This window comes from Herbiconiux sp. SALV-R1 (genome assembly GCF_013113715.1).
GTDB lineage: Bacteria > Actinomycetota > Actinomycetes > Actinomycetales > Microbacteriaceae > Herbiconiux.
On sequence record NZ_CP053344.1, the window covers coordinates 1,040,034 to 1,056,074 of the forward strand.

The 16,041-nt window shown below is 70.6% G+C and carries 18 protein-coding genes, 1 tRNA gene and 1 pseudogene; 10 read left to right on the plus strand and 10 right to left on the minus strand.

Features of this window, described 5'->3' with window-relative positions; all coding sequences use genetic code 11:
• The first annotated feature begins 18 nt into the window (after positions 1-18).
• From xerD to der, 8 genes and pseudogenes are all read left to right on the plus strand, one after another.
• The gene (gene xerD, locus HL652_RS05140; RefSeq protein WP_171707192.1) at positions 19-951 is read left to right on the plus strand and encodes a site-specific tyrosine recombinase XerD; all 933 of its coding nucleotides are present in this window, start codon (positions 19-21) and stop codon (positions 949-951) included.
• A gap of 131 nt (positions 952-1,082) precedes the next feature.
• Complete coding sequence (locus HL652_RS05145) at positions 1,083-1,931, plus strand: ParA family protein (RefSeq protein WP_253743816.1); 849 nt, start codon at positions 1,083-1,085, stop codon at positions 1,929-1,931.
• 34 nt (positions 1,932-1,965) lie between these two features.
• Complete coding sequence (locus tag HL652_RS05150; protein WP_371743637.1) at positions 1,966-2,805, plus strand: segregation and condensation protein A; 840 nt, start codon at positions 1,966-1,968, stop codon at positions 2,803-2,805.
• Entirely contained in the window at positions 2,795-3,421 is a 627-nt protein-coding gene (gene scpB / locus HL652_RS05155; protein WP_171704296.1) for an SMC-Scp complex subunit ScpB, read from the plus strand. Before HL652_RS05150 ends, scpB begins: the two co-directional genes overlap by 11 nt.
• Positions 3,418-4,188 (plus strand): annotated as a pseudogene (locus HL652_RS05160) (pseudouridine synthase); the annotation flags it as partial. The gene scpB and the pseudogene HL652_RS05160, both read left to right, overlap by 4 nt.
• Before the next feature lie 185 nt (positions 4,189-4,373).
• The gene (locus tag HL652_RS05165) at positions 4,374-5,456 is read left to right on the plus strand and encodes a prephenate dehydrogenase (protein ID WP_171704298.1); all 1,083 of its coding nucleotides are present in this window, start codon (positions 4,374-4,376) and stop codon (positions 5,454-5,456) included.
• A gap of 115 nt (positions 5,457-5,571) precedes the next feature.
• Entirely contained in the window at positions 5,572-6,288 is a 717-nt protein-coding gene (gene cmk / locus HL652_RS05170; RefSeq protein ID WP_253743819.1) for a (d)CMP kinase, read from the plus strand.
• Positions 6,289-6,318: 30 nt separating this feature from the next.
• Positions 6,319-7,902 (plus strand): ribosome biogenesis GTPase Der, encoded by a 1,584-nt coding sequence (gene der / locus HL652_RS05175; protein ID WP_171704299.1) that lies wholly within the window; start codon positions 6,319-6,321, stop codon positions 7,900-7,902.
• A 134-nt stretch (positions 7,903-8,036) separates the two neighbouring features.
• On the opposite strand, the gene HL652_RS05180 is transcribed toward der, so the two are convergent.
• Positions 8,037-9,023, minus strand: a complete 987-nt coding sequence (locus tag HL652_RS05180) for an ROK family protein (RefSeq protein WP_171704300.1) — start codon at positions 9,021-9,023, stop codon at positions 8,037-8,039.
• Positions 9,024-9,027: 4 nt separating this feature from the next.
• Positions 9,028-9,654, minus strand: a complete 627-nt coding sequence (locus HL652_RS05185; protein WP_171704301.1) for a TetR/AcrR family transcriptional regulator — start codon at positions 9,652-9,654, stop codon at positions 9,028-9,030.
• A gap of 435 nt (positions 9,655-10,089) precedes the next feature.
• Between HL652_RS05185 and HL652_RS05190 the strand changes: the two genes are divergently transcribed.
• A tRNA-Pro gene (locus tag HL652_RS05190) sits at positions 10,090-10,163 on the plus strand.
• Positions 10,164-10,373: 210 nt separating this feature from the next.
• Here the strand turns inward: HL652_RS05190 and HL652_RS21890 are convergent.
• From HL652_RS21890 to HL652_RS05205, 4 genes are all read right to left on the minus strand, one after another.
• Positions 10,374-10,505: a hypothetical protein gene (locus tag HL652_RS21890; protein ID WP_256371289.1), complete on the minus strand. Its 132-nt coding sequence runs from the start codon at positions 10,503-10,505 to the stop codon at positions 10,374-10,376.
• Positions 10,502-10,921 (minus strand): DEAD/DEAH box helicase family protein, encoded by a 420-nt coding sequence (locus HL652_RS05195; RefSeq protein WP_253743653.1) that lies wholly within the window; start codon positions 10,919-10,921, stop codon positions 10,502-10,504. Before HL652_RS05195 ends, HL652_RS21890 begins: the two co-directional genes overlap by 4 nt.
• A 67-nt stretch (positions 10,922-10,988) precedes the next feature.
• A complete protein-coding gene (locus tag HL652_RS05200) occupies positions 10,989-11,849 on the minus strand; it encodes a serine hydrolase domain-containing protein (protein WP_171704302.1) in 861 nt (286 codons plus the stop codon).
• Positions 11,850-11,905: 56 nt separating this feature from the next.
• Positions 11,906-12,394 (minus strand): YbaK/EbsC family protein, encoded by a 489-nt coding sequence (locus HL652_RS05205; RefSeq protein ID WP_171704303.1) that lies wholly within the window; start codon positions 12,392-12,394, stop codon positions 11,906-11,908.
• A 62-nt stretch (positions 12,395-12,456) separates the two neighbouring features.
• On the opposite strand from HL652_RS05205, the gene HL652_RS05210 reads away from it, so the two are divergent.
• A complete protein-coding gene (locus tag HL652_RS05210; protein ID WP_171704304.1) occupies positions 12,457-13,089 on the plus strand; it encodes a hypothetical protein in 633 nt (210 codons plus the stop codon).
• A gap of 6 nt (positions 13,090-13,095) precedes the next feature.
• Here the strand turns inward: HL652_RS05210 and HL652_RS05215 are convergent, their stop codons facing one another.
• The 4 genes from HL652_RS05215 to HL652_RS21895 form a co-directional block, all read right to left on the minus strand.
• Positions 13,096-14,127, minus strand: a complete 1,032-nt coding sequence (locus tag HL652_RS05215; RefSeq protein WP_171704305.1) for a GNAT family N-acetyltransferase — start codon at positions 14,125-14,127, stop codon at positions 13,096-13,098.
• 85 nt (positions 14,128-14,212) lie between these two features.
• Entirely contained in the window at positions 14,213-14,830 is a 618-nt protein-coding gene (locus HL652_RS05220) for a hypothetical protein (protein WP_171704306.1), read from the minus strand.
• A gap of 122 nt (positions 14,831-14,952) precedes the next feature.
• Positions 14,953-15,561 carry a MerR family transcriptional regulator gene (locus HL652_RS05225; RefSeq protein WP_171704307.1) on the minus strand — a complete coding sequence of 203 codons (609 nt, stop codon included), beginning with the start codon at positions 15,559-15,561 and terminating at the stop codon, positions 14,953-14,955.
• Positions 15,562-15,791: 230 nt separating this feature from the next.
• Positions 15,792-15,926, minus strand: coding sequence for a hypothetical protein (locus HL652_RS21895; RefSeq protein WP_256371290.1), 135 nt, complete (start codon positions 15,924-15,926; stop codon positions 15,792-15,794).
• Between the last annotated feature and the right edge of the window lie 115 nt (positions 15,927-16,041).

A 16,041-nucleotide genomic window follows, 5' to 3' on the forward strand; every position in this document is an offset into this window, starting at 1 on the left:
GGCGCGGTCGCGGTCGCGCTGTCGGGCGCAGGGAGGCCCGTGGCGGCGGGGGTCGAACGTGCGGTGCAGGGCTTTCTGCGACACGTGACCGTCGAGCGGGGGTTGTCGGAGAACACGGTCGCCGCGTACCGGCGCGATCTCGCGCGGTACACGGGGTGGCTGGCGGGGGCAGGGGTCGACGAGCTCGGGGAGGTGACTGAGGCCGACATCGCCGCGTTCACCCAGTCGTTGCGCACGGGTGACGGCGGGGTGATGAGTGCGGCGTCGGTGGCGCGCATCCTGTCGAGCGTGCGCGGGTTCCACCGGCACCTCGCCGAGGAGGGCGCCGTCGCCGCCGACGTCGCGCGCGAGGTCAAGCCGCCGAAACTCGGGCTGCGACTGCCCAAGGCCATCACCATCGACCAGATGGAGCGGCTGCTGAGCGCCACGGCCGGCGACGACCTCGTGTCGCTGCGCGACCGTGCGCTGCTCGAGCTGCTCTACGCCAGCGGCGCCCGCATCTCCGAGCTGGTGGGGCTGAACGTCGACGACGTGCACGACGGAGACATGGTGCGGGTCACCGGCAAGGGCAGCAAGCAGCGCATCGTGCCCGTCGGCAGCTACGCCCGCGCCGCCCTCGACAGCTACCTCGTGCGCGTACGGCCCGAGCTGTCGAAGCGGGGAGCCGCGACGCCGGCGCTCTTCCTGGGCATCCGGGGCCAGCGGCTGAGCAGACAGGGCGCGTGGCTCGTCATCCAGTCCGCCGCCGAGCGCGCCGGGCTCGAGGTGCACATCTCGCCGCACACCTTCCGGCACTCCTTCGCCACCCACCTGCTGCAGGGCGGGGCCGACGTGCGGGTCGTGCAAGACCTCCTCGGCCACTCCTCCGTCGCCACCACCCAGCTCTACACCCAGCTCACCGCCGACACGCTCATCGACATGTATCTCACCGCGCATCCGCGAGCCCGGTGAGGCACGAGACCAGGATGCGCGCCGCCCGTTAGAATCGATCAGGCCCGCCGGGATGGCGGCCAGGAACAGGAGTGACGTCGGTGCCGAGGAACACGAGAACGGCCAAGACCGCGGATTCCGAGCTCGACGGCATCGAGGTGGCGAAGCTCGGGCCGACCGGCCGACCCGTCACGGAGTTCCCGGTGCCCGCGCCCCTGCCCTCGCACGGGCCCGCCCGCATCATCTCGCTCTGCAACCAGAAGGGTGGGGTGGGTAAGACCACCACCTCGGTGAACGTGGGGGCGGCGCTCGCCGAGTACGGCCGGCGCGTGCTCGCCATCGACTTCGACCCGCAGGGCGCCCTGTCGGCGGGGCTCGGGGTGCAGACGCACGACGCCATCACCATTTACGACCTGCTGATCGGCAACGTCAAAGACCCGCTCGAGGCCATCCAGCCCACGAGCGTTCCCGGGCTCGACATCATCCCGGCGAACATCGACCTCTCCGCGGCCGAGGTGCACCTCGTGAGCGAGGTGGCGCGAGAGTCGATCCTGGCGCGGGTGCTGCGCAAGGTGAGCGACCGGTACGACGTCATCCTCATCGACTGCCAGCCCTCGCTCGGCCTCCTCACCGTGAACGCGCTCACCGCGAGCCACGGCGTGCTCATCCCGCTCGAGTGCGAGTACTTCGCGCTGCGCGGTGTGGCGCTGCTCGTCGAGACCATCGACAAGGTGCGCGACCGGCTGAACCCGGCGCTCGTGCTCGACGGCATCCTCGCCACCATGTACGACCCGCGCACCCTGCACTCGCGCGAGGTGCTCGAGCGGGTGGTCGAGACCTTCGGCGACAAGGTGTTCGAGACGGTGATCGGGCGCACGGTGAAGTTCCCGGATGCGACGGTGGCGGGCAAGCCCATCACCCAGTTCGCGCCGGAGCACAACTCCGCCAAGGCGTACAAGCAGCTGGCCAGGGAGCTCGTCGCGCGTGGCGCGATCGCCTGAGCCCCGCGTGGCGGGCGGGCCGGCGGGCACGTCGGTGTCTGTGCAGACGGATGCCGCTGCCGGGCTCTCGGAGGCGGCGGTTCCCGAGGCGACGCCCGGCTTCTCGCTCAGCCTCGACAACTTCGAGGGGCCGTTCGACCTGCTGCTCTCGCTGATCACCAAGCACGAGCTCGACATCACCGAGGTGTCGCTCAGCCGGGTGACCGACGAGTTCATCGGCTACCTCAAGGGGCTGGACTCGGCGGAGGAGCTCGACCGCGCATCCGAGTTCCTGGTGGTGGCGGCGACGCTGCTCGACCTGAAGATCGTGGGGCTGCTGCCCCAGGGCGAGCTCGTCGACGCCGAAGACGTGGCGCTGCTCGAGGCGCGCGACCTGCTGTTCGCGCGCCTGTTGCAGTACCGGGCGTTCAAGGTGGTGTCGGCGTGGCTGGCGGAGAAGTTCGAACAGGAGGCCACGCGGTGGCCTCGTGTGGTGCGGCTGGAGGAGAAGTTCCGGCAGCAGACGCCCGAGCTGGTGTGGACGCTCTCGGCCGACGACTTCGCCGCGCTCGCCGTGGTGGCGATGACGCCGCGCGAGCTGCCCGTGGTGGGGCTCGAGCATCTGCACGCGCCGCTGGTGAGCATCCGGGAGCAGGCGGCGCACGTCGTGGCGGTGCTGCGGCGGGGTGGGCCGGTGTCGTTCCGGGAGCTGATCGCGGGGATCGTCGAGAAGGGTGTGGTGATCGCGCGGTTCCTCGCCGTGCTCGAGCTGTACCGGCACGCGTCGATCTCGTTCGAGCAGCTGGAGCCGCTCGGCGATCTCACGCTCACCTGGACGGCGGAGAACTGGAGCGAGGAGAACCTGGCCAACCTGGGGGCGGACTATGACAGCTGAGAGCGAGACGGTCGTGGAGGCGCCCGCCGCCGACACCGGGACTGCGCCGCAGACGGTCGACGTCGACCGGGCGCTGGAGGCGATCTTCATGGTCGCCGACGAGCCGCAGGGGCTCGTGGCGCTGGCCACCGCGGTGGGGCGGCCCGTCGCCGTGGTGCGGCAGGCCATCGAGCGACTCGTCGACGACTACGACGGTGTCGCGCCCGGCAGCGTGCGACGCGGCTTCGAGCTGCGCGAGGTGGCGGGCGGCTGGCGCATCTACGTGCGCGCCGACTGGGACGAGCTGGTGCGCGACTTCGTGACCACGCAGAACCCGTCACGGCTCTCGCAGGCGGCGCTCGAGACGCTCTCGGTGATCGCGTACAAGCAGCCCATCTCCCGGGGAGCCGTGGCGAGCATCCGTGCCGTCAACGTCGACTCGGTGGTGCGCACGCTGCTCAGCCGCGGGCTCATCACCGAGGTGTCGACGCAGGCCGAGACCGGGGCGATCCTCTACGGCACGACCGATCTGCTGCTGACCCAGCTCGGCATCAACTCCCTCGACGAGCTGCCCCGCATCTCGCCGCTGCTCGACGACGGCAGCGAAGGCTTCGATGAGACAGGACAGGTGCGATGACCCCGTTCGAGATTCCGCCGTGGAACGACGCCGAGGCGCCCGAGGGCGTGCGGCTGCAGAAGGTGATGGCCGCGGCCGGGGTGGCGTCGCGGCGTGTGTCGGAGCAGATGATCGAGGCCGGGTGGGTCGAGGTGAACGGCGAGATCGTCACCGAGCTCGGGCGGCGGATCGATCCCGCGGTCGACCTCGTGGCCGTCGACGGGGTGGCCGTGCAGCTCGACCCCGCGAAGCGCTACGTGATGCTCAACAAGCCGGTGGGGGTGGTGAGCTCGCTCTCCGACGAGCGCGGCCGGCCCGATCTGCGGCGCTTCACCGACTCGTTCGAGGAGCGGTTGTTCAACGTGGGGCGGCTCGACGCCGAGACCAGCGGGCTGCTCATCCTCACCAACGACGGCGACCTCGCGCACGTGCTGGCGCATCCGTCGTTCGGGGTGATGAAGACGTACATCGCCAAAGTGGAGGGGCGGGTGACGCCGCAGACCGTGGCGCGGCTGACCGCGGGCGTGACACTCGACGATGGGCCGATCGCCGCCGACAAGGCGCGGCTGCTCGACGTCGAGCGGGCGACCTCGCTCGTGGAGCTGACGCTGCACTCGGGGCGGAACCGGATCGTGAGGCGGATGCTCGCGGAGGTGGGGCACCCGGTCGTCGAGCTCGTGCGGCGGTCATTCGGGCCGCTCAACCTCGGCACGCTGAAGGCGGGCGGGATGCGGGAGCTGACGCGGGCCGAGGTGGGGGCGCTGCTGACGCTGTCGCGGGACGCGGGGGCGGAGGGCGCGGCGGGTGCCGGGCAGGAGGGCGCTGCGGATGCCGGGCACGGTAGTGCTGCGGATGCCGGGCATGATGCTGCGGGGAGCACGGCGCCAGGCACTGTGCCGGGAACCGGGCGGGACGCTGCGGGGAGCACGGCGCCGGGTGACCGGCCCGCGAAGAACAAGAGAAGGAAGTAGTCGTGGTGGAGAGCCGGTTGACGGGGCCCGTGAGGGTGGTCGGGGTGGGGTTGCTGGGCACCAGCATCGCGCTCGGGCTGCGGGCGCGCGGGGTCGACGTGATCCTGTCGGATGCGTCACCCACCAACGTGAGCATCGCCATCGACTACGGAGCGGGGCGCCGGGCGACCGACGGCGACGAGCCGCAGCTCATCGTGGTGTGCGTGCCGCCCGACGTGACGGCCTCGGTCATCGTGCGCGAGCTGTCGGCGTACCCGCGTGCGGTCGTCACCGATGTGGCGAGCGTGAAGCAGCCGATCCTGGATGCGGTGGCCGAGGCCGGGGGGGACCTCACCCGGTACGTGGGGTCGCATCCGCTCGCCGGGCGGGAGAAGGGCGGGCCGATGTCGGGCCGCGCTGATCTGTTCGTGGGTCGCCCGTGGGTGGTGGCCGGGCATCCTGCCATCTCGTACCAGACGGCGGCCGCGGTCGACGACCTCATCCTCGACCTCGGGGCGACCCTCGTCGAGATGACCGCCGCCGACCACGACGCCGGTGTGGCGCTTGTCTCGCACGTGCCGCAGGTGGTGTCGTCGGTGCTCGCGCAGCGGCTCATCGCGGCACCCGACTCGGCCGTCAACCTCGCGGGGCAGGGGCTGCGCGACGTGACGCGCATCGCGGCGAGCGACCCCGAGCTGTGGGTGCAGATCCTCGGGGCGAACGCGCCGCTCGTGGTGTCGCAGCTGACGGCGTTCCGCGACGATCTCGACCGGTTCATCGAGGCGCTCGCCGACCCGGCGGCGCCGGGGGCTCGGCGGGGCATCGCCGAAGGGCTCGCGGCGGGGAACGCCGGGGTGGCCCGGATACCGGGGAAGCACGGGCAGGACAAGAAGTACGCCTCGCTCGTCGTCATGGTCGACGACAAGCCCGGGGAGCTCGCACGGTTGTTCGCCGAGGTGGGCGAGGAGGGCGTGAACCTCGAAGACCTGCGGCTCGAGCACTCACCGGGGGCGCAGGTGGGTCTCGCCGAGATCTCGGTGCTGCCCGAGGTGCTGGAGCGGCTGACGGAGGCGCTCGCCGCGCGCGGGTGGAGGATCGCGGGATGAGCGGCTGCGGCGACGACGGGTATGGAGTTCTCCCGACGTGGGGATGAGTGAGGCGGAGATGGCGGAGGTCAGCGGGAGGGTGGGAGAAGTGCGGGTGGACGAGGGTGCGAGCGGAGTGAGCGGAGCGAACGGCGCGAGCGGGCGGGAGCCCGTGACGGTGGCGGTCGACGGGCCCGCGGGCAGCGGCAAGTCGAGCGTGAGCAAGGCCGCGGCGCGGGAGCTCGGCTTCGGGTACCTCGACACCGGTGCCTCGTACCGGGCGCTCGCCTGGAGTCTGCTGGAGCGGCAGGTCCACGCGGAGGACGCATCCGTCGTCATCGCCGCTCTCGACGACTTCGACTTCCGCATCGGCACCGACCCCGAGCACTACTTCGTGCGGGTGGGGGAGACCGAGGTGACCGACGCCATCCGCGAGCCGCGCGTCACCGCCGTGGTGAGTCTCGTGGCGCGGGTGCCCGAGGTGCGGGTGTGGCTGAACGAGCGGTTCAGGGCCATCGTCGCCGCGTCGGAGTTCCCGGGCGTGGTGGTGGAGGGGCGTGACATCACGACGGTGGTGGCTCCGGATGCTCCGGTGCGCATCCTGCTCACGGCCAGTGAAGAGGCTAGAATGGCCAGGCGTTCGAAGGAGTTGACGGGCGAGTCGGCCGAGAAGGTCGGCGCCGCGCTGCGGTCTCGCGACCAGGCGGACTCGCGGGTCGTCGACTTCATGAACGCCGCCGACGGTGTGACCACCGTCGACTCGACCCACCTCGACTTCGACCAGACCGTCGCACGGGTGGTGGAGGTCGTGCACGACCGCATCGATCTCACGGAAACAGGCCGCTCCCACTAGGGCGGGCCCGACAGACAGCGAGGACCTCGCATGGTGGACAAGCAGAATCCGAACGACGAGCTCTCGGGCTACGGGCCTGGCGGGGCCGACTCCGGCGGCTCCGGTGCCGACGTCGAGATCGAGGAGTTCGAGGCCGAGGCCGACGACCTCGCGTCGCGGCTCGACGGGGTCGACGACGACCTCGCCGAGCAGAGGGCCGCCGCACTGCGCGCCGGCCTCGACGACTACGAGCTCGACGAGGGCGACCTCGACCTGCTCGAGCTGAACGACGACTACCCCGACGGGCAGTTCTTCCTGCCCGCACTCCCCGTGCTCGCCATCGTGGGGCGGCCGAACGTCGGCAAGTCGGCGCTGGTCAACCGCATCCTGGGCCGACGCGAAGCGGTCGTCGAAGACACCCCCGGTGTCACCCGCGACCGCGTCGCCTACAAAGCCGAGTGGGCCGGGCGCCGGTTCACGCTCGTCGACACCGGCGGGTGGGAGCCGGATGCCGCGGGCATCAACGCCGCGGTCGCGGCGCAGGCGGAGGTCGCCATCGACCTCGCCGACGTGGTGCTGTTCGTCGTCGACTCCAACGTGGGGGCCACCGCGACCGACGAGCACGTGGTGAAGTTGCTGCGGCGGGCCAAGCGGCCCGTGTTCCTGGCGGCGAACAAGGTCGACGACGTGCGGCAGGAGCCCGCGGCATCCGCTCTCTGGTCGCTCGGGCTCGGTGAGCCGCACCCGGTGTCGGCGCTGCACGGGCGCGGCGTCGCCGACCTGCTCGACCTCGTGATGGAGAAGATGCCCGAGGTGTCGGCAGTCGCCAAGCAGGAGGTGGGCGGGCCGCGGCGCGTCGCCATCCTCGGGCGGCCGAACGTGGGCAAGAGCTCGCTGCTCAACAAGGCGGCGGGCGAGGAGCGGGTCGTCGTGAACGAGATGGCCGGAACCACGCGCGACCCCGTCGACGAGCAGATCGAGCTGGGCGGCAAGGTGTGGACCTTCGTCGACACCGCGGGAATCCGCAAGCGGGTGCATCTGCAGCAGGGGGCCGATTTCTACGCGTCGCTGCGCACATCCGCTGCTCTGGAGAAGGCCGAGGTGGCCGTGGTGGTGCTCGACGTCACCGAGCCCATCTCGACGCAAGACCTGCGCATCATCGACCTCGTCCTCGAGTCGGGGCGGGCGCTCGTGCTCGCGTTCAACAAGTGGGACCTGCTCGACGACGACCGTCGCCGCTACCTCGAGCGCGAGATCGAGCAAGACCTGCACCACGTGACGTGGGCGCCGCGGGTGAACATCTCGGCGCGCACCGGGCGGCACCTCGAGAAGCTCGTGCCGGCGCTCGAACTCGCGCTCGACTCGTGGGACACGCGCATTCCGACGGGCAAGTTCAACGCGTTCCTCGCCGAGCTCACGGCGGCGCACCCGCACCCGGTTCGGGGTGGGAAGCAGCCGCGCATCCTGTTCGGCACGCAGGCCGCGTCGCGGCCGCCGACCTTCGTGCTGTTCACCACCGGGTTCCTCGACCCGGGGTACCGGCGCTACGTGCAGCGCCGCCTGCGCGAGATCTACGGGTTCGAGGGGTCGCCGATCGTGGTGAACATGCGGGTGCGCGAGAAGCGCAAGCGGTAGGGCGCGGGTCGCGCGGTGCGGGCCCGGTCCCGGCCCCGGCCCCGGCGTCGAGAGTGCGCGAAGTGCCCCCTTCCCGGGTGGGAGGGGGCACTTCGCGCTTTGTCGGTGAGGGCGGGGTGCGGGCGCGGGCCGCGTCAGGGGAGGTAGTGGGGGTGGTGGACGAGGCCCGAGGCGCCGATGAGGGGGCCGTCGCCCGAGAGGGCTGACGGGAGAACGCGCACGCCCGGGATGGTGCTGAGCGGGGCCACCTCGTCGACGGCCGCCTGCACGAGGTCGATGTAGTCGGGCGACACCTTCGAGAAGCCGCCGCCGATGGCCACGGCCTCGAGGTCGACCAGGGCGCAGACGCTCGCGATGCCCTCGCCCACGGCGTGGGCCGAGCGCTCGATCGCCGCGCGGGCGAGCGGGTCGCCGGCGGCGGCCGCGGCGCCGAGCTCTTCGCCTGAGGTGCCGGCGAAGCCGTGCTCACGCGCCCACGACACGATGTTCGGGCCGGCGGCGATGCCCTCGAGGGTGACGGAGAGGTCGAGTCCGTGGCTGTCGGCCGCGCGGGTGTGCAGCTGGATCTGCCCCACGTGCCCGGCGTTGCCGGTGCGGCCGCCCATGAGCTTGCCCTCGAGCAGCAGTCCGCCGCCGATGCCGGTCGACACGACCAGGCCCATCGCGTTGCGGCTGCCCTGCAGTGCGCCCGCCCACAGCTCGGCGAGCAGGATGCACAGGCCGTCGAGCCGCAGCACCACGTGATCGAGGCCCGAGCGCTCGCGCACCAGCTCGGCGAGCGGGAAGTCGCGCCAGGCGTGCAGGTTGAGCGGAGAGACGCTGCCGCGTTCGATGGAGATCGGCCCCGCGCATCCGATTCCCGCTCCCGCGATGACGGAGCCGGGTGGGGTGGCGGCGAGGGTGGCGTCGATGACGCGGCCCACCGCATCCGCTATCTCGTCGGCACTGCTGCCGGCACCGGTGGGGGCGCGGTGGCGGGTGCCGGCGAGCACGGTGGCGTCGGCGGCGACCAGGGCCGATTCGACCTTGGTGCCGCCGACGTCGATCGCGAGGGCGAGAGGGGAAGCGAATGCGGGGGTCGGGGCGGGCGCGTCGGGCGCGTCGGTCTCGGTGAGGGGCACCCCTCTATTTCACGGCATCGGAGAGGTCGGGCACGGCACACCACGCGGTGGACAGGAGGAGAACCGACGAGGTTCGGGCCTCGATGTCGGTGTCGTCGCTGTTCGCCCAGTCTTCGAGCACGCCCACCATGCCGCCCGCGATGAACGCCGCGGCCGTGGGGGTGTCGATGGCGGGGGAGGTGCCGCCCTGGCTCCGCCAAGCGGCGATGGTGAGGGAGGCGAGGTGGAACATGCGCACGAAGAGCTCGCGGCGGAAGCCGGCGTCGACGCGGGTGTTGAACATCATGCGGTAGGCGGCGCGGTTCTCGGCGACGTGTTCGAAGGCTTGGCGCACCGCATCCGTGCCGCGGGTGGTGAGTTGGGCGTGGTCGAGGTCGGTGAGGTCGGGGGCGGGGTTGTTTTCTTCTGCGGCGTCTTCGCTGGGTGAGCGTTCGGCGGCGAGTTCGGGCTCGTCGCCTCCGTTCGACATCTCGTCGAGGATGCTCGCGAAGGAGTCTGCGGCGAAGGCGAAGATGTCGCCGTAATGGCCGTAGAAGGTGGTGCGGTGAACGCCGGCGGTGCGGCACAGTTCGGAGATGCTGATCTCGGTGAGATCGTGCTCACGGAGGAGCTCGAACAAGGCGGTCGTCAAGGCTTCATGGGTTCTCGCCGCTCGGGGTTCGGCAAGGTTGACGGACGCGCCCTGACGTCTGGATACTACTGCGGGTAAGGCGGTTGACTCGGGCATGGTCAATTATGCAACGCCGAACACGGGGAAAACCCGAGTTTTGGACTGTCAGTCCCAAACTCGGCTACCTAATTTGGGTGAGAGCGCTGCGGGGGCCGTCCGGGTCATCCCCGCAGCGCGTCTCTGCGGTCGATTCTATGCATCCACATCGACGTACTTCCGCGGTTTTCGGGCCGCTCGGGGGTTCTGTTACGGGAGCGTGACTTGTGGACGGTGTTCTCCTGTCGGCGCTTCGGTGGCTCGTGTCGTTCGCTCGTGCTCGTGTCACTTTCCCCTCCCAGAAGGCGCTACTATAGACAAGTTGTTCGGAGCCGCTCGCCGGAATCGAACGACATGCCACGGGCTGTGGCGCAGCTTGGTAGCGCACTTGACTGGGGGTCAAGGGGTCGCAGGTTCAAATCCTGTCAGCCCGACAAATGAGGAGAGGGTCGCCCTAATGGGCGGCCCTCTCCTCATTTGTCGGGCAGCCAGGACGCGCAACCCGCTCGTGGGCTCACGCCGCGCAGAGGCTCCGGCCGGCGCGTCCAGCGCCGGTTGGAGGGCGCCGGTGGGGAGTCACATCCTGTCAGCCCGACCCGGGCACACTCGCGACCTCCGCATGGCGCTCGGCCGAGATGTGCTGCCTACGGTGCCTCGTCGGCGAGTCTCTCCAGCGCCGCGAGCCGCGCATCCGGGTCGCCCGTGATCTCGGCCACGACGAGGTGGTCGCCGACCAGGTCGGGGTCGTCGAGGAGGTCGAGCAGGGTGTCGTTCATGGCGGCGGGAGGTCGAGGTGCTCGTCGGCTGCGACGTGGATGGGGTCGGTCGCGGTGAGGGGGAGAACGGCCAGCACGTCGATCGTCTGCAGCGCCTCGGCTGTCATGGTCGTCGCGCGGGCCAGGGCGTCGTCGTCGAGGGTGGTGCCGTTCAGCTCGCTCAGCGCGAGGAGGTAGGCGAGGAAGTCGAGAGGGCCGCGTTCCGCGATGAGGGGGTCGCTGGGCTCGCTGGCGGTGAGGCGGTCGGCGGAGAGGCGCAGTTGGGCGGAGAAAAGCGCCGCGCTCGGGGCGTCGCCGGCCTCGTCGGCGAGCTCGAACGGGTCGGGGAGGACGGTGAACCCGGGGTGACGCAGCGCGAAGTCGGAGATCAGGGTGCTCTTGCCGCTGGCGTGGGTTCCTGAGACGACTATGCGCACGGGCCGACACTACCGAGCGGGCCGGCACTGTCGAGCGGGCCGACGCTATGTGCGGGAGGAGTCGGGTTCAGGAGGTCGACTCGACGGCGAGGGCGGCGATGCGGTCGACGGCGTCTTCTTCGTGGGCGGTGATGGTGGTGACCGAGTCGCCGTTCACGATGACGAACTGGCCGTAGCGGCCCTCGAGGCGCCAGGCGTCGCCGGGGCCGGCCCAGGTGGCGAGGGCGTAGCGGTCCATGGGTGGGGGGTTGCCGGTGGCGATGAACGACGTGTGCATCTCGTCGATCCAGGTCGGGTCGACGAGGGGGCGGCCCTGCCAGTGGCCGCGGTCGAGCAGCAGGTCGCCGATGCGGGCGATCTCCTCGGTGCGGAGTTCCAAGCCGGTGCCGCCGAGGATCCAGCCGAGCGGGCAGCGGTGCCATTGCGGGTTGTCGATGCCGAGCGGCTCGAACAGGCGCGGCAGCAGCCAGTCGCGCACGTCGCCGACGCGGGAGCCGAGCATCCGCATGGCTACGTAGGTGCTGGCATCGGAGTACTGGAAGCGGCCCGCGACAACCGGGTGGGACAGCATCTCGGCGGCGAGATCGGGCCAGGGCGCGGGCTGGTGGCCGAACCAGCGGAAGTCGATGCCGCTCGTCATCGACAGCAGCTGGCGGAGTGTCACCTGGTCGGCCCCGGTGCCGGTGGCCAGCCCGGGGAGGCAGTCGCCCACCGTGGAGTCGAGGGAGATGAGACCCTCGTCGATCGCGATGCCCACGGCGAGGGCGCAGACGCCCTTCGACAGCGAGTAGATGTTCTCGCGGTCGTCGCTGCGCCAGCGGCGGGACGCGGTGTCGGTGCCCACGCGGAAGTGCACGCCGTAGACGCCGAGCTTCTCGCGGTCGACGGCGGTCGCGAAGTGCTCGAGGGCTTCAGACGCGGTTCTCATGCGGGGGCCTCCGGTACGGAACGGGCGGAACGAGAGCGAGTGTAGCCGCGTCGTCGTCAGTCGTGCGCGACGCGGAGAGGGGTGGCCGAGGTGACGGCGACGAGGTCGGCGAAGGTGAGGGGGAAGACGGCGTGGGGTGTGCCGCCAGCCGCCCAGATGGTGTCGTAGTCGTCGAGGGCTGCGTCGACGACGGTTCGGATCGGTGCCGGGTGACCCACCGGCGAGACGCCCCCGATCGGCTGGCCCGTGGTTTCGCGAACGAGCTTGGCGGATGCCATGGTGACGGATGCGGCACCCAGCTGCTCCGCGAGGAGCTCTGTGTCGACGCGGTGCCGACCGCTGGTCATGACGAGGACGGGTTCATCGTCGACCACGAAGAGGAGGCTGCTGGCGATGGCGCCGATCTCGCATCCGAGGGCTGCGGCGGCATCGGCGGCGGTGCGCGTGGAGCCGGGCAGCTCGCGCACACGCCCGGTGATGCCGGCGGCGTCGAGGTGCTCCTGCACGATCTGGCTGCGCTCGGGCAGGGGTTGTGTGTCGGTCATGGTTCCGAACGGTAGCAGAGGCACTGCCTTAAGCTGACGGGAGGCGACGCGGAGGGGGCTCCATGAAGGGGATCGGGCGCTTCGCGCGGTTGGCGCTGGTGCCTGTGGCGTTCGGTGGGGCCTACGTCATCTTCGCCCTCGTGAAGGCGGATGGGACGGGGCGGATTCCCTGGGAGGACATCGTCGGCGCGGGGGTCATGGTCGTGAGCGTCACGGCGCTCCTCGTGGTGTTCGTTGTGGGGATCGGCATCGTCGGGGACTGGGTGCGTCGGGAGACGTTGCTGCGTCGGACACGTGCGCCGCACATCCTCGTGCCGACCCTCACGACCGACGACCTGCAGTACTGGGCCCAGAAGGCGGGCTTCACGCAGCGACGGTGGCCCCTCGGGTTGACGCTCACCGCCGACGTGCAGGGCATCCGCGTGTGGGGCGGGAGGGTGCCGAAGGTGGAGGAACTCCTGCGGATCCCGTGGGAGAAGATCCGCGACATCCGCCCCGAGGGGGTTTCCGGGCAACTCGGTCGTGGTCTCGCCATCGAGGTGGAGGCGGACGTGCCGATTCGGGCGCTGTGGTTTCCGGTGGTGGGTGGGTTTCCCTTGCGGGTCATGCGAGCATCCGACGCGCAGATGCGGGAGCTCGTTTTCGAGCTGAGCGCGGTCAGGGATGAGGCGATGCGTCTCGCCGGCGCCGACTGACGCGGCTCAGAGGAGGTCGAGGCCGAAGGTGAAGAGGGTGAGGGGGCGGCCGTTCTCGGTGATGACGATGTCGCGGTCGGGGAGGCGGGTGAAGCCGAGGCGGGCGTAGAGGCGGTGGGCGGCGAGCATGACGGGGCCGCTGTTCATGACGACGCGGGTGGCGCCGCGGGTGCGGGCGAGGGTGATGACGTGGCGGGTGAGGAGTTCGCCGAGGCCGCGTCCGCGTGCTTCGGGGGCGACCGCGAGGAGGCGGAAGTCGAGTTCGCCCTCGCGCCCGAGCTCGGAGATGCGCGCGCCGGCGCGCGGCGTCGCGACCGTGCCGAGGAGGGTGCCCGTGGCGAGGTCTTCGGCCACCCACACCTCGTGCTCGCGAGCCCGCGGCGCCACATCGCGGATCTCGTCGAGATACCCCTGCGGCAGCCGGTAGTCGTGGGTGTTCGCGGTGACCGCGAGCTCGCCCACGGCGTCGTATTCGGATGCTCGCGCGAGACGGATGCGCACACCCTCGCCGTCGTCGAGGTCGTAGGTGTACACGTGCGGCAGGTCGTCGATGTTCGGGTACGCCGTCACCGGGCGAGCGGTGTCGCGGGCGAAGCCGGCCCGGAGATAGAGGCGCTGGGCCTTCACGTTGAGGGCGCCGGTGTCGAGCACCAGTCGGCGCGCGCCCCAGCGGCGGGCCTCGGTGAGCGAGGCTTCGACGAGCTGCTCTGCGATTCCCGATCCCTGGCGGGCGGGGTCGACGACCAGGAGGCGCAGCTCGGCTTCGCCGTCGGCGGCGAGGCGCGCCTGCGGTGTGCCGGGGCGGAGGAGGGTGGACGAGCCCACCACGCGCTCGTCGGCGTCGACGGCTACCAGCACCGTTCCGGAGCGGAGGCGGGCCGCGGTGTCGCGTTCGAGCATCCGTCGTTCTGGGGAGACGGGGAGGTGCCCGTAGGGCCCCGCGGCGAAGGCGCGCTGCACGAGGTCGCCGACCGCCTCGAACTCGTGCGGCTGCACGGGGCGGACGGTGGTGACGGGGGGCGGGATGGTGGAGCTCACGGGTACCTCGGTTTCTTGCCTCGAACAGCTTAGGCGCGCGAGGCGCATCGGCGTCGCGCGATAGCTGTGCGGCCGACGGCGACAATCAGAGCCCTAGCGTCAGTGCCAATTCCTCGAGCGACTCGCGCGCCAACGACTGCACGAGCGAGCCGTGCGACGCCCACGGCGAGTTGTCTCCGCGGAGTCGCCTGACCATGTTCCGAAGGCGACGTCGACTGCGGCGACTGAGGCCGTGAACGACGTCGGCGGTGTCTATCGCGCAGGCCAGGAGGAGGACGAGGTCGTCAGCGTGACGCGAAGCACTGCGCGAGTCTTCGACGAGCGCCGCGCTCTTGAGTACCAGAGCACCCCTCAGAGTAGGGATGACCAGGCATCTCTCGCCGTCGTCCGTGAGCATGTCGAGATCGATCGTCTGCTGCAAGGCGCGGGTGCCCCCGGGTATGCCGAACAGGGGACGGCCGCCGTGGCGCGGCATCTTCCACGCGGCATGCCGATCTGAGCACATGAGGTCCACGCGCTCGAGGCCGCGATCGAAGCGGTACGCGAAACGCGTGTCGGTGTCCAGCACGAAGCCGCAGCACTGGAGGCGTGCAGCTGCATCGGCGAACGTCACCGCGTGAGTTTCGAGATGAAGTGTCGAATCGACATCCACGGTCGCTCGGGACAGTGGAAGCTCGGCAAGATGCGCGTGCAGCTGCACCATCAGACCACCGACGAGCGTCCACGATCTCTCCGGAAGGATGTGGGAGAGTTCGAACGCCGTCGGCCAGGGCGGGTCTGACCATTCCCCTCCGCGCGCGTCGATCGAGATGCGTGGGCGTTCTGTCATAGGCGGGATGCGGCTGCGGTGATCCAAGCGCCTGCCGCATCGCTTTCACGCGTGTCGCCGTAGGCAAAGAGGAGAAGTGCCTCGAGCACCCGCCGGTGCTCTTCTCGGCCTTGGATGGTCGCAACGTCCCCCGCGGCGTCGAGTGCGAGGCGCTCCGACCTGGCGGCTCGGTCGGGATGCTCTGCCACGATCACTCCGATGCCTCCACCGGTCGAGAGTCCCAGTTCGTTGAGGATGGTGGGTGCAAACCGTCTTCTCTGGTCCACACTGAGTGCGCGGCGGAGCGTGGCGGTGCCCTGGATGATCTGACCGGCTACAGTGCCGACATCCATGTCGCGCACGCGCCGTCGGAGCCGGCTGAGCTCTGAGCCCGCCATCGCCGCGGTGGCGCCGGTCGAGAGCAGATCGAGTGCGGCGACGCGCGTCACATCGGTCCAGTGACGCCCGCGGTGCGTCATGCGACGATGCGCGCGTATCTGCACAGGGGCCAGCAGATAGGCAGTGCCGATCTGTGAACCCTCGAGCACGCCGTTCGAGGCGTGGCGGCGCACTTGACGTGACGAGACGCCGAGTTCGCGAGCTGCATCTGTGGATGTGAGGAGCATGACATATATGGTCCGCGTGAGGACTATATATGTCAAGACGATCGAGGGCTTTGGAGTGTGGCAGCGCGCTGGGCGCGGCGGCGCCGCGCAGCGCGCGCGGGTTCAGCGGCGGGTGGACTCGCCGGGGAGGAGGGTGACGGGGATGATGGCGCGGCCGCCGGGCTCGCCGCGCATCATTGCGGCGAGGTAGGCGAGGGCGCGGGTGGCGACGGCGGGCCAGTCCTGGCGGATTATGGTAATCGTCGGGAGATCTTGCGCGCCCAGCCGATGCCGTCGTAGCCGCAGAGCAGCAGGTTGCCGGGCACGGTGGGGTCGCCGATGGTGCCGGAGGCGGAGAGGTCGTCGCTGAACCAGGGGAGCGACACGTCGCCGAACAGGTTCGTGGGCGAGGGTGGGGAGGATCCAGGTGGGGATGTCGTCAAGCAGCTGCGCTGCGGCGCGGGTGGCGAGGGCGTAACGGATGACGGCGCGCCCCCTGGG